This is a genomic window from Streptomyces sp. NPDC023541 (genome assembly GCF_055559995.1).
This window is the reverse complement of record NZ_JBVHJO010000016.1, coordinates 60,488-86,236: the sequence shown is the minus strand read 5'-3', so window position 1 is coordinate 86,236 and position 25,749 is coordinate 60,488. Positions and strand designations below refer to the sequence as shown.

Annotated in this window: 20 protein-coding genes; 4 read left to right on the top strand and 16 right to left on the bottom strand. The window is 72.6% G+C overall.

The genetic code is table 11. The features are described from left to right. Positions 1–91 precede the first annotated feature (91 nt). From ACZ3X1_RS30140 to ACZ3X1_RS30130, 3 genes are all read left to right on the top strand, one after another. Positions 92–571: an Lrp/AsnC family transcriptional regulator gene (locus ACZ3X1_RS30140; RefSeq protein ID WP_356815166.1), complete on the top strand. Its 480-nt coding sequence runs from the start codon at positions 92–94 to the stop codon at positions 569–571. An 81-nt stretch (positions 572–652) separates the two neighbouring features. Further along, positions 653–1,315, top strand: coding sequence for an ArsR/SmtB family transcription factor (locus tag ACZ3X1_RS30135; protein WP_467281739.1), 663 nt, complete (start codon positions 653–655; stop codon positions 1,313–1,315). Next, on the top strand, positions 1,312–2,607 hold the full coding sequence (locus tag ACZ3X1_RS30130; RefSeq protein ID WP_467281737.1) for an MFS transporter: 1,296 nt from the start codon (positions 1,312–1,314) through the stop codon (positions 2,605–2,607). Before ACZ3X1_RS30135 ends, ACZ3X1_RS30130 begins: the two co-directional genes overlap by 4 nt. On the opposite strand, the gene ACZ3X1_RS30125 is transcribed toward ACZ3X1_RS30130, so the two are convergent. The 16 genes from ACZ3X1_RS30125 to ACZ3X1_RS30050 all read right to left on the bottom strand — a co-directional run bounded on the left by ACZ3X1_RS30125 (position 2,537) and on the right by ACZ3X1_RS30050 (position 24,021). Continuing rightward, positions 2,537–3,334: a S16 family serine protease gene (locus ACZ3X1_RS30125; RefSeq protein ID WP_362632516.1), complete on the bottom strand. Its 798-nt coding sequence runs from the start codon at positions 3,332–3,334 to the stop codon at positions 2,537–2,539. The two genes, ACZ3X1_RS30130 and ACZ3X1_RS30125, sit on opposite strands and share 71 nt — an antisense overlap. A 155-nt stretch (positions 3,335–3,489) precedes the next feature. Then, positions 3,490–4,131: an IclR family transcriptional regulator gene (locus ACZ3X1_RS30120; protein WP_030662724.1), complete on the bottom strand. Its 642-nt coding sequence runs from the start codon at positions 4,129–4,131 to the stop codon at positions 3,490–3,492. 348 nt (positions 4,132–4,479) lie between these two features. After that, entirely contained in the window at positions 4,480–6,264 is a 1,785-nt protein-coding gene (locus ACZ3X1_RS30115; protein ID WP_356815162.1) for a DEAD/DEAH box helicase, read from the bottom strand. Between the two features lie 972 nt (positions 6,265–7,236). After that, positions 7,237–8,688 (bottom strand): MFS transporter, encoded by a 1,452-nt coding sequence (locus ACZ3X1_RS30110; protein WP_390073797.1) that lies wholly within the window; start codon positions 8,686–8,688, stop codon positions 7,237–7,239. A 185-nt stretch (positions 8,689–8,873) separates the two neighbouring features. Next, positions 8,874–9,419: a hypothetical protein gene (locus ACZ3X1_RS30105; protein WP_467281730.1), complete on the bottom strand. Its 546-nt coding sequence runs from the start codon at positions 9,417–9,419 to the stop codon at positions 8,874–8,876. Next, a complete protein-coding gene (locus ACZ3X1_RS30100) occupies positions 9,419–11,704 on the bottom strand; it encodes a hypothetical protein (protein ID WP_467281726.1) in 2,286 nt (761 codons plus the stop codon). The genes ACZ3X1_RS30105 and ACZ3X1_RS30100 overlap by 1 nt, the downstream gene beginning before the upstream one ends. Before the next feature lie 13 nt (positions 11,705–11,717). After that, a complete protein-coding gene (locus ACZ3X1_RS30095) occupies positions 11,718–12,140 on the bottom strand; it encodes a hypothetical protein (RefSeq protein WP_467281723.1) in 423 nt (140 codons plus the stop codon). A gap of 42 nt (positions 12,141–12,182) precedes the next feature. After that, positions 12,183–13,343, bottom strand: coding sequence for a type VII secretion-associated serine protease mycosin (gene mycP / locus ACZ3X1_RS30090; RefSeq protein ID WP_467281721.1), 1,161 nt, complete (start codon positions 13,341–13,343; stop codon positions 12,183–12,185). A 27-nt stretch (positions 13,344–13,370) separates the two neighbouring features. Then, the gene (locus tag ACZ3X1_RS30085) at positions 13,371–14,747 is read right to left on the bottom strand and encodes a WXG100 family type VII secretion target (protein WP_467281720.1); all 1,377 of its coding nucleotides are present in this window, start codon (positions 14,745–14,747) and stop codon (positions 13,371–13,373) included. 74 nt (positions 14,748–14,821) lie between these two features. Further along, a complete protein-coding gene (locus tag ACZ3X1_RS30080) occupies positions 14,822–15,352 on the bottom strand; it encodes a hypothetical protein (protein WP_467281719.1) in 531 nt (176 codons plus the stop codon). Positions 15,353–15,484: 132 nt separating this feature from the next. Further along, positions 15,485–17,779 (bottom strand): xanthine dehydrogenase family protein molybdopterin-binding subunit, encoded by a 2,295-nt coding sequence (locus tag ACZ3X1_RS30075; protein WP_467281801.1) that lies wholly within the window; start codon positions 17,777–17,779, stop codon positions 15,485–15,487. A 41-nt stretch (positions 17,780–17,820) separates the two neighbouring features. Then, on the bottom strand, positions 17,821–20,061 hold the full coding sequence (locus tag ACZ3X1_RS30070; RefSeq protein WP_467281714.1) for a 2Fe-2S iron-sulfur cluster-binding protein: 2,241 nt from the start codon (positions 20,059–20,061) through the stop codon (positions 17,821–17,823). Next, positions 20,058–20,975: an FAD binding domain-containing protein gene (locus ACZ3X1_RS30065; RefSeq protein ID WP_078658922.1), complete on the bottom strand. Its 918-nt coding sequence runs from the start codon at positions 20,973–20,975 to the stop codon at positions 20,058–20,060. The genes ACZ3X1_RS30070 and ACZ3X1_RS30065 overlap by 4 nt, the downstream gene beginning before the upstream one ends. 345 nt (positions 20,976–21,320) lie before the next feature. Then, on the bottom strand, positions 21,321–22,979 hold the full coding sequence (locus tag ACZ3X1_RS30060) for a beta-N-acetylhexosaminidase (protein WP_467281710.1): 1,659 nt from the start codon (positions 22,977–22,979) through the stop codon (positions 21,321–21,323). A 167-nt stretch (positions 22,980–23,146) separates the two neighbouring features. Beyond that, positions 23,147–23,431, bottom strand: coding sequence for a DUF3039 domain-containing protein (locus ACZ3X1_RS30055; protein ID WP_030010729.1), 285 nt, complete (start codon positions 23,429–23,431; stop codon positions 23,147–23,149). 29 nt (positions 23,432–23,460) lie between these two features. Next, positions 23,461–24,021 (bottom strand): YqgE/AlgH family protein, encoded by a 561-nt coding sequence (locus ACZ3X1_RS30050; protein ID WP_030662771.1) that lies wholly within the window; start codon positions 24,019–24,021, stop codon positions 23,461–23,463. A gap of 263 nt (positions 24,022–24,284) precedes the next feature. Here ACZ3X1_RS30050 and murA point away from each other — a divergent pair, with 263 nt between their 5' ends. Further along, positions 24,285–25,628 carry a UDP-N-acetylglucosamine 1-carboxyvinyltransferase gene (gene murA, locus ACZ3X1_RS30045; protein WP_356814905.1) on the top strand — a complete coding sequence of 448 codons (1,344 nt, stop codon included), beginning with the start codon at positions 24,285–24,287 and terminating at the stop codon, positions 25,626–25,628. The last annotated feature ends 121 nt before the right edge of the window (positions 25,629–25,749 follow it).

Below are 25,749 nucleotides of genomic sequence, written 5' to 3'. Positions count from 1 at the left end.
CTGTACAAACTGCCCAGCATCGCCGGAGGATGATTGAAGCATCTGTGCACTATGACCACCCACGAGCATGCGTGGGTGTCCGGAGGCTTCCATGGGCATCGACGATCTCGACGGCCGGCTCATCGTCCTGCTGGCCCGCGAGCCCCGGATCGGGGTGCTGGAGGCCTCGCGCCGGCTGGGCGTGGCCCGCGGGACGGTGCAGGCGCGTCTGGACCGGCTCCAGTCGAGCGGGGTCATCCGCGGGTTCGGCCCGCAGGTCGATCCCACGGCCCTCGGGTATCCCGTGACCGCCTTCGCCACGCTGGAGATCAAGCAGGGGCAGGGGGCCGACGTACGGGCCCACCTGGACGGGGTCCCGGAGGTGCTGGAGCTGCACACCACCACCGGTCACGGGGACATGCTGTGCCGGCTGGTGGCCCGCTCCAACGCCGACCTCCAGCGGGTGATCGACCGCGTCGTCGGCTTCGACGGGATCGTCAGGGCCTCGACGGCGATCGTGATGGAGAACCCGGTGCCGTTCCGGATCATCCCGCTGGTGGAGCAGGCCGCGGAGGACGACACCCGCGCCTGAGGCGTTCGGAGGAAGAGGTTCCCAAGAAGACGTTGCAAAGAAACCCTTGCATAGGTTTCTTTGCAACTTTACGGTGGGGGCATGACCCCGCATCAGAATCCCGAACCATTAAGGGCATCAAGGCCGTTGGAGTCCCGGCAGCCCGTGGAGCCCGACGTCCGCTCCCTCGACGCCCGCGCCCTGCGCGGCCTGGCCCACCCCCTGCGCATGCGCCTGCTGGCCACCCTGCGCCAGGACGGTCCGGCGACCGCCTCCCAGCTGGCCGAACGCCTCGGCGAATCCAGCGGAGCCACCAGCTACCACCTGCGCCAGCTCGCCGCCCACGGCTTCGTCGAGGACGCGCCGGAGCGCGGTAAGGGCCGCGAGCGCTGGTGGCGGGCGGCGCACGAGGGCACCCGCTTCGACGAGACGCTGCTGGACGACGGCGACGAGTCCACGCGCGCCGCCGCGGACGTCTTCCTGCGCCAGATCGCCGCGACCCACGCCCAGGAGGTCGACACCTGGCTGACCACCTCGCACACCTGGCCCGCGGAATGGCGGACCGGTTCCGACTTCAGCGACTTCACGCTGAGGCTGACCGCCGCGCAGACCGACGAGCTGGTCCACAGGCTGCACGACGTGATCAACAGCTACCGCGACCTGCCCGCGGAGGAGGGCACGGAGACGGTCCGCTTCCACACGCACGCCCTCCCGCGCCGCACCGGCGAGGTACCGGGCAGCGCCGACCACCGCCGCGGCGGATGAGCCGGCGCCCGCTGGCCGCCGTACTGGCCGCCAACACGGTCTCCATAGCCGGGAGTTCGCTCACCCTGATCGGCGTGCCGTGGTTCGTGCTCCAGACCACGGGCAGCGCCGGCCGGGCCGGCGTCGTCGCCTTCTGCGCCACCCTGCCCGTCATCGTGGCCGCCCTGGTCGGCGGACCGGTCATCGACCGGATCGGCCGCCGCCGCGTCTCCGCCGCCTCCGACCTGATCTGCGGCCTGTCGGTCGGCGCGATCCCGCTGCTGCACCACCTGGGCGTGCTGGAGTTCTGGATGCTGTGCGCGCTGATGGCCGTCGGCGGCCTCGTGCACACCCCCGGGCTGACCGCCCGCGGCGTGCTCCTGCCCAACCTCGCCGAGCACGCCGGCACCACCCTCTCCCGGGCCGCGAGCCTCTACGACGCGGTCTCGCGCGGGGCACGGATGGTCGGGGCGGCCGTGGCCGGCGTACTGATCGCGGCGTTCGGCGCCGAGACCGTACTGCTGCTGGACGCGGCCACCTTCGGGGTGTCGGCGCTGCTCGTCTGCGCCTTCCTGCGCGGGGTTCCCGCGGCCGAGCCGCAACGCGCCTCCGGCAAGGTCTCGTTCGCGGCCTATCGCGCCGAACTCGCCGAGGGCTGGGCGTTCCTGACCCGTTCCCGGCTGCTGCTGGGCATCACCGTGATGGTCATGATGACCAACGGCCTGGACCAGGGCTGGTCCTCGGTCCTGCTGCCCGTGCACGGCCGGGACGTCCTCGGCGGCGCCACCACGATCGGCCTGATGATCTCCCTCTTCGGCGGCTTCGCGCTGCTGGGCGCCCTGCTCTACGGGGTGTGGGGCGAGCGGTTCCCGCGCCGGGCGGTGTTCGCGGCGGCCTTCCTGGTGTCCGGCGCGACCCGGTACGCGGTGGCCGCCCTCACCGACACGACGCTGCCGCTCGCGGTGACGATGGCGCTGGCCGGCCTGGGTGCGGGCATGCTGAACCCGATCCTGTCCACGGTCCTGTACGAGCGGGTCCCCGAGGAACTGCGCAGCCGTGTCGCGGGGGTGACCACGGCGGGCTGCGAGCTGACCATGCCGCTGGGCGGACTCGCCGCGGGCCTGCTCGTCGACGGCCTCGGGGTCGGCACGGCGCTGCTGCTCTTCGGCGGCACGTACCTGCTCACGACGCTCGCCCCGCTGGTCTTCCCGGCCTGGCGCGGGATGGAGCGCGAGCCGGATGTCAGCAGGACGGGGCAGGCTCTCCCCGGTTCAGCGCGCGAAGAGCGTTCACCGCGTCCGTCAGCGAAGTGACGGGCACCAGTTGCAGCCCCTCGGGCAGCTCCGACTGCGCGTCCGCGCACTCGTCCTTCGGTACGAGGAACACGCTGGCCCCGTCGCGCCGCGCGGCCTGGGTCTTCAGGGCCACACCGCCGACGGCGCCGACCTTGCCGTCGGCGGTGATGGTGCCCGTACCGGCGATGGTGCGGCCGCCGGTGAGGTCGCCGCCGCTGCCGTCGCCGTCGAGCTTGTCGACGATGCCGAGGGAGAAGAGGAGCCCGGCGCTCGGACCGCCGACGTCGGCGAGGTTGAGGCCGACCTTCACGTCCTTGGGATCCTTGTGGAGGAAGCCGAGGGCGGCATCGGCGGCGGCCGACTGGGACTTGGCCATTTCCTCCAGATTGTGCTTCTCGATCTCCTCGTCGCTTCCACCGGAGGAGTAGACGGCCTCCCTGGGCAGGACCGCCTGATCGGTCTTGAACCAGTGGCCGACGAGCTCGGGCAGCTTCATCGTCGAGGACGGCCCGGTGGCCCGGATGGTGGTCATCCGCAGTTGGCCGCTGGTGTCCCTGACCGGGGCCCCTGAGACGCTGATGACGGGCTTGCCCTGGTCGGAGCCCAGAACGTCGGCCGTGAGCCCGGGCACGGCGACCACGAAGGGCAGCGGCGCGAAGGCCGCGGCGGCGAACAGCCCGAGCACGGGCACGGCGCAGACGGCCAGGGCGGCGGGACGCGGCAGACGTGTGAGACGAGAGAGCACCCGCCCAATCTATCCGCCCACGCCCCCCACCAGCCCCGCCGCACGATCCGGCCCCGCCGGCGTTTGAGGCGCGGGGGCCCCGGGGGCAGCGCCCCCGGCAACGCCGCCGCACCCGGCAGCGAACAGCACCCACCCCTGTCCGCCGGGCCCGCGGCCTAGCGAAGGGCGTCGGCGACCTCCCGCGCCGCGTCCACCACGCGCGGCCCCACCCGCTCCGGCACGGCGTCGGCCAGCATGACGACGCCGACGCTGCCCTCCAGCCCGCTGATGCCCACCAGCGGCGCCGCGGCCCCGCTGGCGCCCGCTTCGAGCTCGCCGTGGGTGAGCGTGTACCCCGGTTCGATGAGGGAGCCCTGACGGGCGGCCAGAATGGCCCGCCCTGCGGCCCCGCGGTCCAGCGGGTGCCGGAACCCGGCCCGGTAGGCCACGTGGTAGTCCGTCCAGGTCGGCTCCACGACGGCGACGGCGAGCGCCTCGGTGCCGTCGACGAGGGTCAGGTGCGCGGTGGCGCCTATGTCCTCGGCGAGGGACCGCAGAGCGGGCAGGGCGGCCTCGCGCACCAGCGGGTGCACCTGCCGGCCCAGCCGCAGCACCCCGAGCCCGACCCTGGCCCGGCCGCCGAGGTCACGGCGGACCAGGGCGTGCTGTTCGAGGGTGGCCAGGAGCCGGTAGACCACCGTGCGGTTGACGCCGAGGCGGTTGGAGAGCTCGGTGACGGTCAGACCGTGGTCGGTGTCGGCGAGCAGTTTGAGGACTCTGAGCCCTCTGTCGAGAGTCTGGGAGGTTTCCGCGGTCACGACGCCTCTCCCTCTTTCGGTGAGCGGCGGTGACTCTCGCGGTGGCACACCGCCGGTCCCGCGGCGGCGCACAGGAGAGGCCGCCGGTAGCGGCCATTGCACCGGCTGCGCTCCCGCGGCGGCGCTGCCACGGTGCGTTCGATGCGGGGAATGTAGCGAGCAGGTCCGCTCAGCGGAAGGGCTCGTCCAGAATCCGGGCGCGTGCTACCTGTTTGTGCCGTTTCTGATCGCCTCAAGTGTCGTTTCGTGACAACGATTCGCACAGGCGCGGAAACGACGGGACGACGACGGGGTCCGTGCGAACCTCCGCACGGACCCCGTCACACGTACTGGGTGAAATCACCGGACTCACCGCATACGGGTCGCCCACTCCTGCACCTTCTTGATGCGCTCGCGGATCTGCCCCGCGGTCGCCTCCGCGCTCGGCGGTCCGCCGCAGACGCGGCGCAGCTCCGTGTGGATCACGCCGTGCGGCTTGCCGCTCTGGTGGACGTAGGCGCCCACCATCGTGTTGAGCGACTTGCGCAGTTCCAGCAGTTCCTTGTGGGAAACCACGGGCCGCCGTTCGGCCGGCAGCTCCAGCAGGTCCGCCTCCGTGTCGGGCTTGCGCCGGCTGTGCGCGATCTGCCGGGACTGCCGCTTCTGCAGCAGCATCTGCACCTGGTCCGGTTCCAGCAGCCCGGGAATGCCGAGGTAGTCCTGCTCCTCCTCGCTGCCCGGGTGCGCCTGCATGCCGAACTCCGCGCCGTCGTACAGCACCCGGTCGAAGACGGCGTCGGACTCCAGCGCCTCGAAGGACATCTGCTCGTCCTCGCCGGTGTCCTCGTCCTCCTGCCGGTTCGCCTCGTCCATCTCCTTCTCGGACTCGGCGTACGGGTCCTCCTCGCCCTGCTTCTTCGGCTTGTCGAGGACGTGGTCGCGCTCGACCTCCATCTCGTTGGCGAAGCCGAGGAGGTAGGGGATGGTCGGGAGGAACACGGACGCCGTCTCGCCGCGCCTGCGCGAACGCACGAAGCGTCCGACGGCCTGTGCGAAGAACAGCGGGGTGGAGATCGTCGTCGCGTACACGCCGACCGCGAGGCGCGGTACGTCGACGCCTTCGGACACCATGCGGACCGCGACCATCCAGCGGTCGTCGTTCGCGCTGAAGGTGTCGATGTTCTTCGACGCCCCGGTGTCGTCGGACAGCACCAGGGTCGGCCTGGTCCCGGTGATCTCCCGGATGAGCTTGGCGTACGCGCGGGCCGAGTCCTGGTCGGAGGCGATGACGAGCCCGCCCGCGTCCGGGATGCCCTTGCGGACCTCGGTGAGCCGCCGGTCGGCGGCGCGCAGCACGTTCGGCATCCAGTCGCCGCGCGGGTCCAGGGCGGTGCGCCAGGCCTGCGAGATGGCGTCCTTGGTCATCGGCTCGCCGAGCCGGGCGGCGATCTCGTCGCCGGCCTTGGTCCGCCAGCGCATGTTGCCGCTGTAGGAAAGGAAGATGACCGGCCGGACGACGCCGTCGCCGAGGGCGTTGCCGTAGCCGTAGGTGTAGTCGGCGGAGGACCGCCGGATCCCGTCGTTGCCCTCTTCGTAGGTCACGAACGGAATGGGGTTGGTGTCGGACCGGAAGGGCGTACCGGTCAGCGCGAGCCTGCGGGTCGCCGGGTCGAACGCCTCCAGGCAGGCCTCGCCCCAGGACTTCGAGTCACCGGCGTGGTGGATCTCGTCGAGGATCACCAGGGTCTTGCGCTGCTCGCAGCGGTTGCGGTGGAGCATGGGGCGCACGCCGACACCGGCGTAGGTGACGGCGACCCCGTGGTAGTCCTTGCTGAGCGGCCCCGCCGAGTACTCGGGGTCGAGCCGGATGCCTATCCGGGCGGCGGCCTCGGCCCACTGCTTCTTCAGGTGCTCGGTGGGCGCGACGACGGTCACCTGCTGCACCACGTGGTGGTGCAGCAGCCAGGAGGCGAGGGTGAGGGCGAAGGTGGTCTTGCCTGCGCCCGGGGTCGCGACGGCGAGGAAATCCCGGGGCTGGTTCTGGATATAGCGGTCCAGCGCTCCCTGCTGCCAGGCGCGCAGCTTGCTGGCGGTGCCCCACGGGGCACGGCCGGGGAAGGCTGGTGAGAGGTGGTGGGAGGCGGTAGTAGTCACGGTCTCCGGTTCGTGCTCTCGGCGTACTCGGTACGGGGCAGGCGGTCGTACGTAGGACAACCGGGCCACCCTACCGGGGCGGGCCCGCCCCTCGCGGAGGGACAGGCCCGTGACCTCGGGCGGTGCGGCGAGCGTCACATGGAGCGCAGCCGGGCGGCGATCGCCGCGATCTCCGCGATCTCCGTCTCGTGCCCGGCCGCCACGTCGATGACCAGGGCGTAGGCGCGTTCCTGGTCCGCGTCGGCGAGGTCGACGCCGTTGACGGCGGGGAGGGTCGCGGCCGCCGGCGACGAGGGGGTGGTGGGTGGCGATGCCGTGCAGCAGCGCGGCGGCCTGCCCGTACGGGTCCTCGTACGGGTCCTCGTTCGGGTCCTCGTTCGGGTCCTCGTACGGGTCCTCGTACGCCGGCGTCCCGGATGTGCGGGCGCGCGGCCGGTGCACCGCCAGGTCCGGCAGGCCGGGGGCGCGCGGCTCGACGGGCCGGCCCCGGCCGGGCGGGCGTGGCGGGGTAGGGCGTGGCGGCGTAGGGGGTGCAGGCCGGATCAGGGAGCGGGTTCTGGCGGCACGGGCCCTGGCCCAGGCCCGCAGGCCGAGGGAAGGATCGCGAGGACAACGCGGCGAGGCGCGGCACCAGGGACCGCGAGCCCGGACCTCGGCGAGGGGGAGGTGAGGGGGAGGTGCCGGCGGGGCCCGGTGGTGTTCACTGGCCGAGCCTCCGCAGGAGGGGGCATGGGGGTCGGCGGGCCGTCCGGCCGCTTCGCGACCTCGTCCCGCTCGGCCCGCACGCGGGCCCGCACGGCCTGCCGTACGACGTCCTCGGGCGGGCACCCTGTGGCATCGGCCAGATCGCCAAGCCCGGCGAACTCGGCGAACTCGGCGAACTCGGTGCCAGGGGGACCCGACGGTGATCTCGTTCATGGCGCCGGACGCAGCCGCCGATCGGGGGGCGCGGCACCCGTGCTTCCGGGGGGCTCAGCCTTCGGCGGGCTCCAGCCGGGTCGCGACCCACGCTCCCACCAGTGCCACGCACGCCATCGGCAGGAACACCACCGCGAAGGCGGCGGGGTGCGAGGCACCCGCCCCGGCGGCGGTCACGGCGTGCGCGGCCCCGACCGCCCCGCCGCCGAGCGCGGCGAAGGCGGCGCCGCCGGCGGCCAGCAGGACTACGTTGGCGAGGGCGTCGGAGATCTGCAGGGCGGCGGAGTTGGCACCTACCTCCTTCGGCGGGGACAGCTTCAGCAGCAGCACGCTCGTGGAGCCGATCACCAGGCCCATCCCGAGGCATCCCACGGCCCAGACCGGCGCCAGCGTCCACACGGGGACGGACTCGACGAGCACGGCGGGCGCGGCGGCGATGGCCAGAGCCACCAGCACCATGCCGATGACCATCAGCCGTTCCCGGTACGGGGCCGTCCGGCCCTGCGACTGCACCCAGGAGCCGCCCGCCCAGGTCACCCCGCCCAGCGCGAGAGAGAAGCCGGCCATGGTCGGGCTCAGCCCCCGCTGGGTGACGAGCATCAGCGGTACGAAGCTCTCGGCGGCGACGAACGCCCCCGCGGCGACCCCGCGCAGCAGCACCACGGACGGCAGCCCGCGCCGGGCCAGGTAGGTCCCGCGCGGCAGCAGCCCCAGCACGGCGGGCACCAGTAGGGCCGCGCCGGCGATGCCGGGTACGAGCGAGAGCCACCGCAGGTCCTGGGCGGCGTACTGGAGCAAGCCCGCGCCGACGGAGATCCCGAGCGCCAGCCGGATGCGCCGCCGGTCGAAGGCGCGGGGCTCGCCGTCGACGGGACCGGAGGCGGTCCGGCGTATGGCGGGCAGTGCGACGACGAGCGGTACGACGACGAGCACGGGTATGCCGAGGAACACCCACCGCCAGCCGAGGTGCTCGGTGACCGTGCCGGCGGCGAGCGGTCCGACGATGGAGGGGACGACCCAGCTGGCGGCGAAGGCGGCCATGATCGCGGGCCGCAGCCGCTCCTCGTAGGCCCGGCTGACGACGACGTACAGCGCGACGATGACGAGCCCGCCGCCGAAGCCCTGTACGGCGCGGCCGCAGACGAACACCCACATCGCGCCGGCGGTCCCGGAGACCAGGAGTCCCGAGGCGAAGGCGGCGATCCCGACGGTCAGCGGCTTGAGCGGACCGTGCCGGTCGGCCCATTGGCCGGCCAGGACCATGCCGAAGAGGCTGGTCGTGAAGTAGGAGGAGAAGGCGAAGGCGTAGAGCCCGATCCCGTCGAGCTCGCGGGCGGCGACGGGCATGGCCGTGCCGACGGCGGTCGCCTCGAAGGCGATGAGGAAGACGACCGAGATGATCCCGATGCTGAGCGTCCGGTACGCGGGCCCCATGACACCGCTGTCCCGCGGCGGGGTGGGGAGGGCTGCGGTTCTCTGCGGCACGCGGGGTTCGAGGGCGCTCATCGGCCCAGCGTAAGGTGCACAGCCCCGTTTCGACCCTGTCCGTTCGACCGATCCCGCCCTCCGCCCCGGGTCCTAGGCCTGTGAACCACAGCCGCACGCCGGCGCATCGGCCACGGCCTGGAGGGCGAGGCCGCTCGGCGGCAGGCGCACCCCGAGCGGCCTTCGCCTTCGCCGCCGCCACCGCGCTATGTGTCGCAGCCGGCCTGCTGCCGCGCCGACTCCATGAACGTCTGCATCAGCGCGGCGAATGCGGGGCGCCGCTCCTCCTGTTTCAACCCGTCCGGCACGGCATCGATAAACAACGTGAGGTCGAAGGCTTCAGCTGACCCCGTACACCCGAGGACAACAGCGGCCCCGCTGTCCCACAGCTTGCTGTTGCCGGCGTAGGGCAGCACCTCGGGTCGGTGCTTCTCCACCTCGGAACCCCAAGTGACCTCCTGTCCCGCAGGCCTGCGCTCCGCCGAAGCGGTCAAGCGCGGCTTGCCGTCGACCTCGATGTTGCAAGTGGCCTTGGTTCGGCCTGCGGTCAGGCGGAGGTCTCCCGGGGAGTCGACTCGCACCTCGTCACCGGTACCCACGAAGGGAGCGAGTTCGGCCGGAGTGAACACCCCGAAGCAGGTGGACGAGGGCAGCTCGGGCGAGGCCGACTCCTTGCCGTCGGAGCAGCCGGCCAGCATCGCGGTTCCCACGGCCACAGCGACCAGCGCACACGGGATGCGCACCCGGGACATCAGGATCCGCCGTTCATCGTCGCTACCAGGCCGCGACCCACCGAATGCGCGTTCGCCGCCTCGGTAGAGGCGACACCTGCATAGGAGTTGACCGTACGTTCGGACAATCCCGACCCCCGCGCCGCGATGCGCACCGAATCAGCGGCGGCGGTCGACGCGGCCGTCTGCGACCTCGTGAAGTCCGTTCCCGCCTGCTGATTGCTGCCCTCCACTTTCTTCGCGGCGTCCTCCTTCGCCCCCTCGACCACGCTCGCGGTGATGTCCTCCTGCAGTGCTCCCACCACGTCCCCGGCGAGGGGTACCAGTTCCAGGTACTTTCCGCCTGCAGCACTGATGCCGCGATTGACCCACTTGGCGTTTTCCTCGACGCCCTTGACGTACTCCTCCGCCTTATGCGCATTCGCCCCGAACGTGCCCTCGGCTCGGGCCTGGGACAGCATGCCGGCGATCTCTCCGCCCGGATGCACCGCGACCTTGATCGCCGCGTCGACGTCGTCGTACTCGCCCTGATGGGCGAACACGTCACTGACCAGGGCAGTGGTGAAAGTCCGCTGCGCCGTGGTCATCGCGCCGTAGGCGTCCGGATCCTGTCCCACCGCCCCGATGAACCTGGCCATGCCGGCCTTGTCGAACTCGGCCATCACACCGTTGGCCTTGATCGTGCGGCTGTTGTTGTCCGCCGCCGCCTGGATGTCCGGCATGTACTCCGCCGCCATTTGGCCGAAGTGACCGGACAGGCCGTTCAGCGGCCCCTCCGGGTCGCCCGGCTTCGCATCGACCAGCTCCGGCTTGTCGCCGATCTTCTCGACGATCCGTTCCATGACGGCCGCCATTGCCTCCGTGTGCGGCACGGGCTTCGCGGTGTCGTCGCCTGGCACGCGGCCCGACACGGCCGCCACCAGGGCGTCGCCGAGGGCCTGTTGGGCCGGGCGCAGGTCGCCGGTGCGGGTGATGTCGAAGCCGTCCATGTACGGTTTCTTGTCGAGCATGTAGTCGACCATGCCGCGGTCCTTGCCGTGCTGCCCGCCGACCGGCTTGTCGTCCTTCGTGACGATGCCGTCCTTGTTGCTGTCCTCGCGGACCGGCTCGTTGAAGAAGGCCGTCGCCGCGTCCGGGTTGTTGCCGAGCGCCTCCATGAGCCCGGTCAGCGGGTAGAAGCCGCGGCCGCCCTCCGGGCCCTGGTTCAGGACGGTCTCCAGGCCGATCGGCGTGTGGAACTCCCAGGCCTGCGGGTCCTTGCGGTCCATGGCGATCATGTCGCGGCCGACCGAGGTCAGGAACTCGGTGTCGTACTTCCCCTCGCGCAGCAGCGCGCCGAGTGCCTGGTAGCCGTAGATCTGCCGGACACCGCCGAAGACGGCCATCTCCTTGTGCCCGGCCTTCATCAGCTGGGCCGTCCAGGCCGCGTCCAGGTGGCCCGGTACGTCCTTGTGGGTGGCCAGGCCGAGCATCGCGCCCATGTCGCTCTGGATGTTCGCGACCATCAGCGCCCGGTCCTTGCCGGCGGCGCCCAGGCTCGTCGCGTCCAGGGACATCGCGGAGTACATCTGCAGCGTGCCCTCGGCCCCGATGGTCCGGAACAGGCCCGTCGAGAACTCGGGGTCCTCGCGGTTGTCGTCCAGCAGCTCCTCCAGCTCGCGCAGCGCCTCGACGTTGCGGGCGGTGCCGCCGGCGCCGGTGACCTTCTTCATCAGGTCGGCGGCGCGGGCCGCCTGCTCGGCGTCGAGGGTGGTGAACTTCGGCCCGCTGAAGTCGTGTTCGTCCGTCACGTTCGCCCGGAGTACGCGGACCAGGGAGTCGTCGGCGTCCTGGGCGTTCTCGACCGCCCGGTTGACCTGGGACTGCCAGGCGTTGCGGTTCGCGTTGAGGGTCTGCTGGTAGTCGGGGTCGTGGCGGGCCGCGTTCCGCTCAGCCTCGGTGGGGAGGGGGACGGCGCTGACCCGACCGGTGGCGTCGATCCGGAAGCCGGCCGCCGGGGCCTCCGCGGCGAGCCGCTTCAGCTCGTCCTGGGCGGCCTTGAGGGTGGCGTGGGCGTCGGCGAGGACCTGGTGCATCCCCTTGGCCGCCTTGGCCGCGTCCTCGAACTCCTTCGCCGTCTTGTCGACGAACCCGCGCGCCACCCCGGCGGTGACCCCGCTCCACTCGGCCTTGTCGGACTTCGCCTTCATGCCGTTGCGGGCGGCCTCGGCCATCTCGTCGAGCTTGCCGGCCATGGCCGTCCAGTCGGTGACCGCGGTCCGGAGCTTGTCCAGGGGTGCGTTCAGCACGTTCTCGTACGTCAGCATGCGGGTGCCTCGCCTACTTCAGGTACGTGTCGATGGCGGACGCCGTGAAGTCGGCGTGGAGCTGCTGCTCGTCCTTCGCGTGGGAGGAGAGCGAGTAGTTCAGGCCGTTGGAGATGTTGGCGCAGGCGGCCACGAGGGTCTTCACCTGGTTCTCCCAGAGGGTGTTGGCCTTGGCCAGGGCGGCCCCGCTCGCGAAGCCTTCCCTGGTCAGGGCCCCGGCGGCCTCGGTGGTCGCGGTGGCGGCGTGCTTGCCGTCGGTCTGGAGGCGGGTGTGCAGCTTGTACGCCTCCGAGCCGACGGCTCCGATCTGGTCCTGGTCGAGGGCGAGGTCGGCGGCGCCGGTCCCGCCTCCGGGGGCGGGGGCCTGGTTGAGCCGCATGGCGGCGTTGGAGCCGGCCGTGGCGCGAGCCGCCGACCATTCCTCGTCGAACGACATCGCGTGAACCTCCGAGTGGGAGCCGGTCAGGTCAGGGGCGGATCAACGATTGCGGCGCACGACGACGGCGGTAACGGCTCCGCCGATGAGCACGCAGGCCCCGAGCCCGAGCCCGACCCAGAGCAGGGAGCTGCCGCCCTTCTTCTCCTCGGCGGCCTGGGAGGCGGGCTTGGGCGCGGCGGCGCCGTCAGGAGATGCGGAGGGATTGCCGCCGCTTGCCGCCGCGGCCAGATCGGGCAGCGGATATACGTCGGCCGGCCCCGGGTCCCCAGGCGTGGGTACAGCGATGCGCGGGCGGACCACACCGTAGCCGACGAAGTCGTTGCGCTCCGTACCGTCAGTGGGCTTGCCAGCAGTGTTCAGCAGCACTCGCAGCACCTGGTTGTTGGTCCACTCGGGATGCGCGGACCAGAGCAGGGCAGCTGAGGCGGCGGCGAGTGCGGTTGCGGCGCTTGTGCCGCGCCCCTTGCACACACCAGACTTCGCATTGCATGCCGAAACGATGTCGACACCCGGTGCGGACAGATCGACCTGGGAGCCGTGCTGCGACTCCTTGATGGGTTCGCCGCTCGCTTCGACTGCCCCCACACCCACCACTCCGGGCGTCGCAGCCGGGTACTCAACCTCATTCGTCGAATTCCCAGTGTTTCCAGCAGAAGCGAAGATCAACTTCCCTTTGGAGAGGGCGTACTTCACGGCTTCGGAGCGCGCCCCATCGCTCTTCGGTGCGCTGGCCATGCCCTGGGAAATGCTGATGATCTTTGCGTCGGAGTCAGCCGCATATCGAATGGCTTCGGCCCACGATGGAGTTGCCGGATTCTGGTCAGCAGGGATGCGGATCGGAATGATCTTTACGCCAGGAGCAAGCCCGAACGCCCCGTCGCCTGTCGGATGCCTGCCCGTGCCAGCGATCAGAGAGGCCATCGAAGTGCCATGGTCACGGGCGTCGGTTCGCTCATCTCCCCCAGCAGACGAGGCAAAGTCCTTGCCTGCGAGGACCTGCCCGTCCAGCTCGGGAACCTCCTTGACCCCCGAGTCAATGACAGCAACTGTGACGCCCTTGCCAGTGCTGATCTTCCAGATCTCGTCTGCCTTCATGGCGTCGAGATGCCACTGCTGCGATCGGATGGTCTCCGCGTGGGCCGGGGTCGCGGCGACCCCGGCCAGCAGGAGGCCCACCAGGGCCGCGGTCGCCTTGCGCATGTGCATCTCGTGCAAAGTCCGTTCTGGTCAGTCGATCACAGGCGGGGCAACACGGCGGGTGCCCTGCCAGGTCTCTTCGTCCTCGGTCAGGTAGTCGGGACGTTCGTTTCCCTGGCCGTCCCGACTCCTGCCCGGAGTCTGCGTGCCCGCGTGCCCCACGGGGCCCGCACCGTTGCGCACGAGGCCCGAACCGCCCTGGGTGAACGGCTGGCCCGCCGCAATCGGGCGCCCAACCGCACCGGCCTGACGCCCGCCCATGACGCCACCCGGCTCCGAAGCCAGTCGTCGGCCGGCGGGAAGGCCTCCTTGGCTGCCGCCGTAGTGGCCGCCAGCGCCGTGGCCCAGACCGCCGCCCATGGGACGGCCGGCCTGCGATCCCTCGCCGATGACCGTGCCGCGCGGAATGCCCGAGCTCGGGCCGGTGGACGTCACAGGACGGCCGCCCGTGATGCCGGCGTCACGCGGGGGCAGCCCGGGCGTTCCGATGACCTTGCCGCCAGGGATGCCGGGGCCGCCCGTACCCGGGTACGGGCCGAGGCCAGGTGGAGTGCCGAAGGGACCAGGTCCCTTCAGACCGCCGACCGGCGGAACGGTCACAGGCGGGACGAAGGGGCCAGGAGTAGGTCCGACGGGACCCGTGGTCGGCGGAAGACCGGGCGGGGTCGTCACCGGCGGTGTGGCCGGGGGCGGAAGCGTGCCGACCGTGTCGAGGTCCACGTTCACCTCACGGTCCGGAGTCACCGGCACAGAGACCGACGGAACCGTGCTGTCGGGCTTCGGCTGGTGTCCGGGCACCGAGCCGGGTTCGTTGGAAGGCGCTCCCCCAGACCCTCCGGACGGTGCGTACGAGGAGCCGCCAGGAACGGAACTCCCTCCACCGGAGCGCGCAATCTCGTAGTCATCCAAGCGATCCGGCGGCACAATCAGCCCCGGCGGCGGCGGGAAAGTCGGGATCTCTGCCTTGTCCATCTGCAGGGACGACTGTTCGTACGCCCCCGCCAGCTTGTTCATCGCGTCCACCGCTCGCGCGTGGTCCCCGCTCAGCTTCGACCAGGCCTCCTGGCCGAGCTGCACCGCATCGGGGTCGTTGTGGTACTCGCGGGACGTCGCAAGGTTCTCCTTGAGCTGCGCCTCCGCACTCGCGCTGTAAGGGGGCATCGCCCCCTTACCGTCCTTGGAAGGCTTGACCTCGCGCATGATCTGGGCGGCCTGCGTCATGTACTTGCCGCCCGCAGCGCTGTAGTCGGCGAGTACAAGAGTGGCGCTGCCCACCCGGTTGACCCACTCCTGGAAGGCCGTGGCAGCGTCGCCCTCCCAGTCCTTGACCTTATGGTCTTTGAGCTTGTTGCCGATCTTCTCGATCGTCTTTGCGGCTTCGTCGAGTTGAGTGGCGAGCGACTCCACGGTCGCGGGGTCGAGCGAGTCGACCATCGCGTGCAGCTGTGCGTGCGTAAGGTCCTCGAACTTCGTCCCCGCCATCAGAGCACACCGCCCTTCTTCGTTCCGCTCACCGGCGGGTTGTTCGGTGCACCCTGCGGGCCTTCCGCCTTCTTCTCCGCGTACGGATCACGCTTCGGTACGTAGTCGTCATGAGCCTGCTTGGCGATGGCGGCCATGCGCCGCTTCGTCTCCTCGTCCACCTCTTCGAAGCTCTTGCCGGCGAACCCGACAGCCAGGCCCAGGGCCTCGATTTGCCCCGCCAGACTCTTCGACAGCTTCTGCAGCTCCGTATGGACGGTGTTGTACGACTTGTAGAGGTCCTGGGCCTGGGTGAAGCCCGTACCCAGCGCGGTCGTCGGCAGTGTGCCGTCCGCCAGCTTTCTGTGGTGCGCTGGGGACTTCTCAAGACTCGACAGGAGGTCGTCGACCATCTTCTTGTAATCCGACAGCGAGTCGTACTCGACCCGCAGGGCCGCCGCCTTCGCCTGCGCGTCCGCCTGGGCTCTGATCGATGCCGCGACGTCCCCCGACAGGCCTAGCGCCAGAACCCCGCCGTTGTCCTCTGCCACGATGGCCTCCCCGACTCCCCGTCCCCGTTCGCACCCGTTCGCACGTGCGCGCGCACACTCTCGGCGATCACTCTAGCGACCGGCACCGACAGGCCCAAGTCCAGGGTTGCACGTGCAATGCGGGTCACACGGTCACGAGTTGGGCGCCCCCACCGCCGCCGAGGGCCTGATCGGGAGCCTGTTGACCGGGCGGCCCGTGGCCGCGCGGACCGCCGAGGCGATCGCCGCCGGGGTCGTCACCACTGGGACCGCGCTCGCCGCCTTCGCGCCGAAGGGGGCCACCACGTCGCGTTCCTCGACCAGTTTGACGATGCGGACCGTCGGGGCGTCCAGCGCCGTCGGCAGGGCGTAGCCCGTCAGGTCGGGGTGGCGGACCAGGCCGGCGACCGTGCGGAGGTTCTCCGTCAGGGCCGCGCCCACGCCCTGGGTGACGCCCGCTTCGATACGGGCCTCCAGCTGGCGGGGGTTGAGGACGCGGCCCACGTCCTGGGCCACCGCGAGCTCCACCACCCGTACCGAGCCCAGCTCGATGTCCACGTCCACCACCGCGCGGATCGCGCAGAAGGCGAGGCCCACGAACGCGTCGCCCTGACCGTCCGCGTCCAGCGGTTCCGTCGGGTGGGGGCGGCACTGGGCGGTCGCCCAGAGTTCCTTGCCCGCCATGGCCTCCGAGACCGTCATCGAGAACGCGCCGTCGTAGGAGGTGATGCGGCCGTCCTGGATCTGCAGGAGTTCCGTCGACATGCCCAGCTTGTGGGCCATCGGCTGCAGGAGCTGGGTGCGGACCATCTTGGCGGCCCGTTCCACCGCGCCGCCCGACACCCACGTGTGGCGGCCGTGCGCCGCCGGGCCGGCCGGCGGCTGGTCGGTGTCCACCGGGGCCACCGCCACCTCGTCGACGCCCAGGACCTCCTGGACGATCTGGCGGGCCAGGGTGGCGAAGCCCTGCCCGGTGTCGACGGCCGCGCAGATGACGGTCGCAGCGCCGCCCACCACCTTCACGGTGGCGGTGGAGACCTCGTCGGTCCCCTCGGCGCCGAGCATGTGCACCATGCCGACCCCGTAGCCGACGCCGCGCCGCACGGCGCCCGGCTCGCCCGCGCCCTCCGGGCCGCCGGGCAGCAGCCACTCGTCCTCGGGTGCGTCCTTCGGGAGGGCGGGCAGCTCGAAGTCGCGCACCGCGCGGAGCAGTTCCGCCACCGGCGCCGGGCAGGTCACCGTCTGGCCGGTGGGGAGCAGGTCTCCGGTCGCCAGGACGTTGCGCATGCGCAGTTCCGCGCCGTCGATGCCGAGGGCGGCCGCGAGCTTGTCCATCTGGCCCTCGTAGGCGGCGCACACCTGCATCGCGCCCTCGCCGCGGACGTGGCCCGACGGCGGGTTGTTGGTGCGTACCACCCAGCCCTCGACGAAGGCGTGCGGGACGACGTACGGGCCGCAGGCGAAGGCCACCGCCGCCGCCAGGGATTCCGCGGAGGCGTCGGCGTACGCGCCCGCGTCCATCAGGATCTGCGCCTCCACCTTGACCAGGCGGCCCTCCGCGTCCGCGTGGTGGCGGTAGCGCAGCAGGGTCGGGTGGCGGTGGGTGTGGCCGAGGAAGGACTCCTCGCGGGTGGCGGCCAGCTTCACCGGGCAGCCGGTGCGCAGGGCGAGGAGGCCCAGCGGGAGCTGGAAGGCGGCGTCCTCGCGGTCGGCCGTCGCGCCCGGCACGCCGGTGACGACGACGCGTACGCGGTCGGGTTCCAGGCCGAAGCAGGCGGCGGCCAGGTCGCGGTCGGTGTGCGGGTCGGTGGAGGCGGTGTAGAGGTCGACGCCGCCGTCGGGGCGGGGCACGGCCAGCCCGGCCTCGGCGCCGATGGGCGCGGGGTCCTGGCGGCCGATCCGGTACAGGCCCTCGACCACGACCTCGCCGGTGGCCTCCGGGTCGCCGTAGCGCAGCGGGATGTGCCGGATCAGGTTGCCGTCGGGGTGCAGGGCGGCGGCGCCGAAGGACTGCTCCGGGTCGGTGACCGGGTCGAGGAGCTCGTACTCGACGGCGATCGCGGCCGCGGCGAGCCGTGCCGTGTCGGGGTGGTCGGCGGCGACGGCGGCGATGGGCTCGCCGTGGTGGCGTACGACGTCGTGCGCGAACACCGGCCGGTCGGCGATCCGCCGGCCGTGGGTGGTCGCGCCGGGTACGTCGGCGTGGGTGACGACGGCGCGCACGCCGGGCATCTCGGCGGCGGCCGTGGTGTCGATGGAGACGATCCGGGCGTGGGCGTGCGGGGAGCGCAGCACGGCGGCCCACAGCAGCCCCTCGGCCCACAGGTCGGCGGCGTAGGGGAAGGTGCCCTCGGTCTTGGCGCGGGTGTCGGTGGCCTCGACGGAGGCGCCGATGCCGCGCGGAACCTGCGGTCCGTCCGGTTCCGGCGTCGTCGTCAGCGCGGTCATCGTGGTGTTGACCGTCGTCGCGGTCGCCGCGTCCTGCCCGCTCACGCCGTGCCTCCGTGGTGGATGCCGCCCTCGCCGGGCGCTGCCTGGTGCGGGATGCGCGCCTCGGGCGCACCCTGCGCCTGTGCCTGGTCCTGGGCCTGCGCCTGGGCCGCCGCCTCCGCGGACGCGACGGACGCGGCGGACGCGGCCGAGGTGCCCTCCCGCTCGGCCACGACCTCGCGCACGGCCTCGACGACCCCCGCGTAGCCGGAGCACCGGCAGAGGTTGCCGCACAGGGCCTGGCGGGTCTCCAGCTCGCTGGGGGCGTGGTTGCCCTCCAGCAGGTCGTGGATGGTCATGGCCATGCCGGGCACGCAGAATCCGCACTGCACCGCACCCGACCTGCACAACGCCTGCTGGACGTCCGAGAGTTCCCCGCCCGCCGCGAGCCCCTCGACGGTGCGGACCTCGCTGCCGGCCGCCGTCGCCGCCGGGACCAGGCAGGAGGCGACGAGCCGGCCGTCGACCTGCACGGCGCAGGCGCCGCACTCGCCCTGGGAGCAGCCGTCCTTGGCGCCGGCGAGGCCGAGGCGCTCGCGCAGCACGTAGAGGAGGGACTCCCCGATCCAGGCCCCGGTGACCGGGCGGTCGGCGCCGTTGACGCGCAGGACGTAGGAGGCCTGCGGGTGCTCGTGGTGGACGGCGGCGGCGGGATGCCCTTCTTCCTCGTACGGCGGCACATCGGCCGGGACCCCTTCGCCGGTTGCCTCCACCGGGAGCTCCGCCGGGCTGTCGGCGGTGTCCGCGAGCGGCGTGGTGCCGGCCGGGATCTCCTCCGGGGACGGGGCGGCCTCGGCCGGCGCCTGCCCTTCGGCGTCGGCGTGGTCCGGTGCGGGCTCGCGGCCCGGTAGCGCGAAGCCGTGGCCGTCCGTCGCGGCGGCCTGCGCCTCGGCGGCGCCGCCGGTCTGGGCCGGCCCGGACCCCGGCGCCTGGCCGAAGGCCGCGAAGCCGTGCCCGTCGGTGTCCGCAGGACGCGCCGACTGACCGGAATGGCCGGAATGGCCGGGGTGTTCGGAGTACTCGGCGTGCTCGGTGTGCTCGGTGTGCCCGGTGTGCCCGGAATGCCCCGAGTGCCCGAAGAGGTCGGCGTGCGCGCCGTGTTCGGCGTGCACGGGCCGAGCGGGCCGGGCGGGGTGCTCCGGCTCCGCCGGCTGCGCGTGCGCGGTGTCCGCGACCGGCGTCTCGGTGCGTGCTCCGCCGAAGAGGTCCACACCGCCGGCCGCCACGGCCGGCTCCTGCGTCGCGGCTCCCGGACGGGGCCGCTCCGCCGCGAGCGCCGTGGCCGCCGGGCCGTGCGCGGCCTCGGTGTCGGTGTCGGCGTGGGTGGCGGTGTCGGTGTCGGTGTCGTGCGGTGCCTGGTGCGCGGGCTCGGCCTCGTGCAGCGCGCTGCCCACGCCGGGGCCGCCCAGCACCCGCGGCCCGCGGCCCGGGGCGCCCACACCGGGCCCGCCGAGCAGCCGTCCCGCGGCGTGCGCCGTGGCGGCGGCAGCGGCGGCCGCTGCCGCCGCCTCGTCCGTGCCGGGCAGGACGCCCGCGTCCTGCCCGTGCGCCCGGCCGGGGTCGCGGCCCTGGTCGGGGTCGGCGGTCGGCTGCTGCGTCAGGTAGGCCCACGGGGCCGGGGCGCCGCCCGGCAGGGTCGCCGGGGCCTGGCTCCAGTCCGCGTCCAGGCCGCCCGTGCGGTAGTCGCCGCCCTGCTGCTGCGCGAAGTCGGGCACGGCCCACTGGCCGGTCGTCGAAGGCGCTTCCTCGGGCTCGTGCACGGCCTCGGGGAACCGCCACTCCGCCGTCTCACCGGGATCGTGCGCCTGCTCGGACTCGGGCTCCGCCTCGGCGAACGCGGCCGCCACCGACGCCGGGATGGGGATCGAGGCGGGAATCGGCCCGCCCACCGAACCGGAACCGGAGCCCGTCCCGGGCCCCGCCCCCGCGGAGCCGGCGCCCGAGGCACCCGAAGCACCCGAGGCACCCGCCTCCGGCCACTGCACCGGCAGCGCCCACGTGCCCGTGGCCGCCGGGTCCGTGCTCGCCGAGCCCAGCGGCACGATCATCGGCGGCGGCACGTAGCCGTGTCCGGGCGCCGCGAGCGGCTCACCGGTGCCGAGCGCGTCCAGCATGTCCTGCGGCAGTTTCACGAAGGCCGTGGCGTCCGAGTCGTACTCGCCGCCCTGCGGGACCGGTTCCCAGCCCCAGCCCGCCGTGCCGTTCCCCTGGGTCACGTTCTCGTTCTCGTTCTCGCTCATGAGGTCAGCGCCCTTCCGAGGGCCCTCCGTGCCAGTACGGCCACCGTCCGCCGCAGGTGCAGTACGCCCGGAGCCACCGGTTCCCCCTGGTCGGGGACGCAGGCGGCCGCGACGTACTCGCCGAAGGCCTCCAGCGCCTCGGGGGCCAGGCTCCGCCCGCCGTCCCAGTCGATCAGCGAGGCCACCCACTGCTCGGCCTCCAGGGGGCGCAGCGGCATCGGGGCCACGGCGCCGATCGCGCAGCGCACACCCCGGCGCGCCGGGTCCAGTACGAGCCCCACGGACGCCACCGCGCGCCCGGGCCCGGTACGCCCGGTGGCCTTGAGGAACACCTGCGGGGCGTGCAGCAGCGGCACCCGCACGAAGCCGATGAGCTCGCCGGGCCGCAGCATCTCCCGCCCGGCCAGCAGGTGCGAGACCGGGATCTCGCGCTGCCCGCCCGGGCCGACGATGACCAGTACGGCCTCCAGCGCGGCCAGCACGGGCAGCGCGTCCCCCGTGGGCGCGGCGGTGGCGATGTTCCCGCCCAGGGTGCCGGCGTTGCGGATCTGCGGGGGCCCGGCGGCGCGCGCGGCGGCCGCGAGCGCGGGGATCAGGGCGGCGAAGTCCGGCCGGCCCATCCGGGCGTGGGTGAGGCCTGCGCCGAGCAGCGCGTGGCCGTCCTGGTACTGCCAGCCGCGGATCTCGTTGATCCGGCCCAGGCCGACCAGAGCGGCGGGCCGCAGCAGCCCGGCGTTGACCGCGGCCATGAGGTCGGTGCCGCCCGCGACGGGAACGGCGGCGGGCATGGCGGTGAGCGCCGCGACGGCCTCGTCGAGCGAGGCCGGCAGCGTCACGGACTGCGCCGCCTGCTGCCCCTGAGCCCCCTGAGGTGAATCAGGTGCGTGCGGTGCGTGCGGTGCGTGCGTGGTCAACCCAGCTGCCCCTTCCCGATGTCCCGGTCCTGGCGCTCACGCCTGTCCGCCGTACGGTACGTGCTCACCGCCGGGACGTGGCAACTCTGGCACATCTTCCGGGCCGCCCGGCGCGAGGGTCCTCCTGGTGCACCCGCCCCTCCCGCGCCCCGCGCTCCCCGCCGCCGCGGAGCCCCGCCCGGCCGTCCGGTGCCTGCCGCCACGTCCCGTACGAGGCGGGGTGACGGCTTCGCCGGACCCCTTCCCCCTCGCCCCCTAACGTCCGATTTTCCCCGTATAGCAGTAAATCCAGCCAGAGTTCCGGACCCGTTCCCTTTCCGTTCAGGTCGCGCCCGCGCCCCCGTGTCACACGTTCGGGGGCGCGCCCTCGATCGGGCGGCCCCGGACGCCGGGCCGCCGCTGCCACGGCAACGGGCCGCCCGGCGGCCGGTAGCCGACGCCGAGCGCGTCCAACCGCGCGTAGTGCGGGGCCATTCGCTCCTCGAAGTCCGCGTAGTCGCGCTCCGGCGGCTCCGGCAGCCACGACCACACCACCTCCGCGAAGGCCGCCAGCCGCGGGAACACCTGGTAGTCCACCCGCCCCTGGTCCTGCGTCACCTCGGTCCACATGTTGGCCTGGGCGCCCAGCACATGGGCCGCGGCCCGCGGTGACAGCTTCGGCGGCACCGGCTCGAAGCGGTACACGTCCTCCAGCGAGCGCACGTACCCGATGGGCATCGGCTCGTCCCCGCCGCCCGCCTGACGGTGGTCCAGGTACACCTGCTGCTCGGGGCACATCACCACGTCGTGCCCGGCCTCGGCGGCGGCGATGCCGCCCGCGTAGCCGCGCCACGAGGACACGGCCGCACCCGGCGCGAGCCCGCCCTCCAGGATCTCGTCCCACCCGATCAGCCGCCGCCCGCGCTCGGCGAGCCAGCCGTCGAAGTGCCGGACGAACCAGGACTGCAGCCCGTCCTCCCCGTCCACGCCCAGCTCGCGGATCCGCTCCTGCGCGGCGGCGGAGGCCTTCCACTGCACCTTGGGGCACTCGTCGCCGCCCACGTGCACGAAGGGCGAGACCTCCACCGGGAACAGCTCCAGCAGCTCCTCGAAGACCCCCTCGTAGAAGCGCAGCACGGCCTCGGTCGGCGCGAGCACGTTCTCGCAGATGCCCCAGTCGTCCCACACGCCGAGCGCCGCGGTGTCGACGACGTCGGTGTTGCCCAGCTCCGGGTACGCGGCGATCGCGGCCTGCGAGTGGCCGGGGACGTCGATCTCCGGGACCACCCTGACGTGCCGCTCGGCGGCGTACGCGACGATCTCGCGGATGTCGTCCTGCGTGTAGAAGCCGCCGTGCGGGGTCTCGTTCCACAGCGGCGAGGCCCGGTGCCCCCACCGGCTGCGCTCCCGCCACGCCCCGACCTCCGTGAGGCGCGGGTGGCGCTTGATCTCGACCCGCCAGCCCTGGTCGTCCGTCAGGTGCAGGTGGAGGACGTTGAGCTTGTGGGCGGCGAGGAGGTCGATGTAGCGCAGCACCCCGTCCTTGGGCATGAAGTGCCGGGCCACGTCGAGCATCAGCCCGCGCCAGCCGAAGCGGGGGCCGTCCACGACGGTGCCGTACGGCAGGCTCCACGCCCGCGTCCCGCCCGGCAGGGACGCCCTGCGGTACGCCTGGGGTCCGAGCAGCTGGCGCAGGGTCTGGGCGCCCCAGAACAGTCCGGCCGCCGTCGCTCCCGCCAGCTCCACGCCGTCCGGGCCGACGTCGAGCCGGTACGCCTCGGGTCCCAGGCCGCCGACGGCGCCGGGGTCGAGGCGCAGGCGCAGCTCGGCGGCCCGGCCGGGTTCGGCCGGGGGCAGCTCCCATCCGGTGGCCGCGCCCAGCTCGCGCCGCAGCCACCGTGCGGTGGTCCCGCATCCCGGGCCCGCGGACAGGGCCGGTTCGGGGCCGAAGGGGTGGCGGCGTCCGCCCTCGTGGGGGACGGCGACGCGGGGTGCGGGGATCAGGCCCGTGCGGATCAGGTCCATGCGTCAGCCCTTCGCGGCAGCCTGTTGCACCCTGCGCAACGCGCGTTCCGCCGGGTGCTCGTCGCGCCGACCCTAACGCCCCCCGCAGGCACGGCAAAGGCCCCCGGACGCACCGTGGTGCGCCGAGGGCCTCGGTCCCGCGAAGGGGAAGGTGAAGCAGGCCGGAACTACTTGTCCTTGCCGCCCTTGTCCTTGTCCCCGCCGGGGCCCATGGACTCGTAGATCTCCTTGCACATGGGGCAGACCGGGTACTTCTTCGGGTCCCGGCCCGGTACCCAGACCTTGCCGCAGAGCGCGACGACGGGGGTGCCGTCGAGCGCGCTCGCCATGATCTTGTCCTTCTGGACGTAGTGGGCGAAGCGCTCGTGGTCGCCGTCACCGTGCGACACCTGCGGCGTCGGCTCTACGAGGGTCCCCGTGCCAGTCCCGCGCTCGGGCTCAAGAGTGCTCATGCAACCCAGGGTACTTAACCCCGCGCCAGTCAGTTGAGCGACGGGTCGTCCGGATAGGTGGCGACCATCGCGAGTTCGCTGCGCTGGCGGCGCAGCACCGACCGCCACAGCCGCTCCGGGTCCGGCGAGGACACGTCACCCGGCTCCGACTCCACCACGTACCAGGCGCCCTCGCCCAGCTCCTCCTCCAGCTGGCCCGGACCCCAGCCGGAGTAGCCGGCGAAGATGCGCAGGCCCCCGAGGGCCGAGGCCAGCAGCTCCGGCGGCGCCTCCAGGTCGACCAGTCCGATCGCCCCGTGCACCCGGCGCCAGCCGAGCGGCCCCTCCTCACCCGGGATGACGGCCAGCCCCAGGGCCGAGTCCAGTGCCACCGGCCCGCCCTGGAACACCACGCCCGGGGCTCCGGCGAGCGGCGCCCAGGGCAGCAGGACGTCGCCGACGCCCACCGGGGTCGGCCGGTTGAGGACCACGCCGAGGGAGCCCTGCTCGTCGTGGTCGAGCAGCAGCACCACCGCGCGGTCGAAGTTCGGGTCCGCGAGGGCTGGGGTGGCCACGAGCAGCCGCCCTGTGAGGGAGGACACCTCGGTCATGCCGCCATGATCCCGCACATCTGCCGTTTCCGGGGAGCGGGCGGGGAGATCTGATCGCGCGCAGCTCAGGGCGCACGGCGGCAGCGGGGAGCGCGTACGGACAGAGCGGGCGGAACGCAACACTCCGCCATGCGGTGGATACGGAGGGTGTTGTGCCGAATTCATGACAGTCCTACGGCCACGTCGGCCTTACGAACAAGGGGGTGGTGGCCCTTACCCTTTTCCCTGGCCCCCTGCCCACCCCTCTCCGGAACGCGAGATTCATGACCGGCATCAGTGACGATGTACTGCTTGTCCACGGCGGCACCCCGCTCGAGGGCGAGATCCGTGTCCGCGGTGCGAAGAACCTCGTGCCCAAGGCCATGGTCGCCGCTCTGCTCGGCAGCGGACCCAGCCGGCTGCGCAACGTTCCCGACATCCGTGACGTGCGTGTCGTACGCGGGCTGCTCCAGCTGCACGGGGTGACGGTCCGCCCCGGCGAGGAGCCGGGCGAGCTGGTGCTCGACCCCACCCACGTCGAGAGCGCGAACGTCGCCGACATCGACGCCCACGCGGGCTCTTCGCGCATCCCGATCCTCTTCTGCGGTCCTCTGCTGCACCGCCTCGGCCACGCCTTCATCCCGGGCCTCGGCGGCTGTGACATCGGCGGCCGGCCGATCGACTTCCACTTCGACGTGCTCCGCCAGTTCGGCGCGACCATCGAGAAGCGCGAGGGCGGCCAGTACCTGGAGGCCCCGCAGCGGCTGCGCGGCTGCAAGATCCGCCTGCCCTACCCCTCCGTCGGCTCGACCGAGCAGGTGCTGCTGACGGCCGTTCTGGCCGAGGGCGTCACCGAGCTCAGCAACGCCGCCGTGGAGCCGGAGATCGAGGACCTCATCTGCGTGCTGCAGAAGATGGGCGCCATCATCTCCATGGACACCGACCGCACCATCCGGATCACCGGTGTGGAGCGTCTCGGCGGCTACAACCACAAGGCCCTCCCGGACCGTCTGGAGGCCGCGTCCTGGGCTTCCGCGGCGCTCGCCACCGGCGGCAACATCTACGTGCGCGGCGCCCAGCAGCGCTCGATGATGACCTTCCTGAACACGTACCGGAAGGTCGGCGGCGCCTTCGAGATCGACGACGACGGCATCCGCTTCTGGCACCCGGGCGGCCCGCTCAACGCCATCGCGCTGGAGACGGACGTGCACCCCGGCTTCCAGACCGACTGGCAGCAGCCGCTCGTCGTGGCCCTGACGCAGGCCTCCGGCCTCTCGATCGTCCACGAGACGGTCTACGAGTCCCGGCTCGGCTTCACCTCGGCGCTCAACCAGATGGGTGCTCACATCCAGCTGTACCGCGAGTGCCTGGGCGGCTCGGCCTGCCGCTTCGGCCAGCGCAACTTCCTGCACTCGGCGGTCGTCTCCGGCCCGACCAAGCTGCAGGGCGCCGACCTGGTCATCCCCGACCTGCGCGGCGGGTTCTCGTACCTGATCGCGGCGCTGGCCGCCGAGGGCACCTCGCGGGTCCACGGCATCGACCTGATCAACCGGGGCTACGAGAACTTCATGGAGAAGCTCGTGGAGCTCGGTGCGAAGGTCGAGCTCCCGGGCCGCGACCTCGTCTAGCGCCTCCCGGCGTACGCCCGTACACCCGTACGGACACCGAAAGCCCCCCGGGCCCCCACAAGGGCCCGGGGGGCTTTCGCACGCCCGCCCGCGGTCCGCAGAGCCCCGGGCGGCCCCCGAT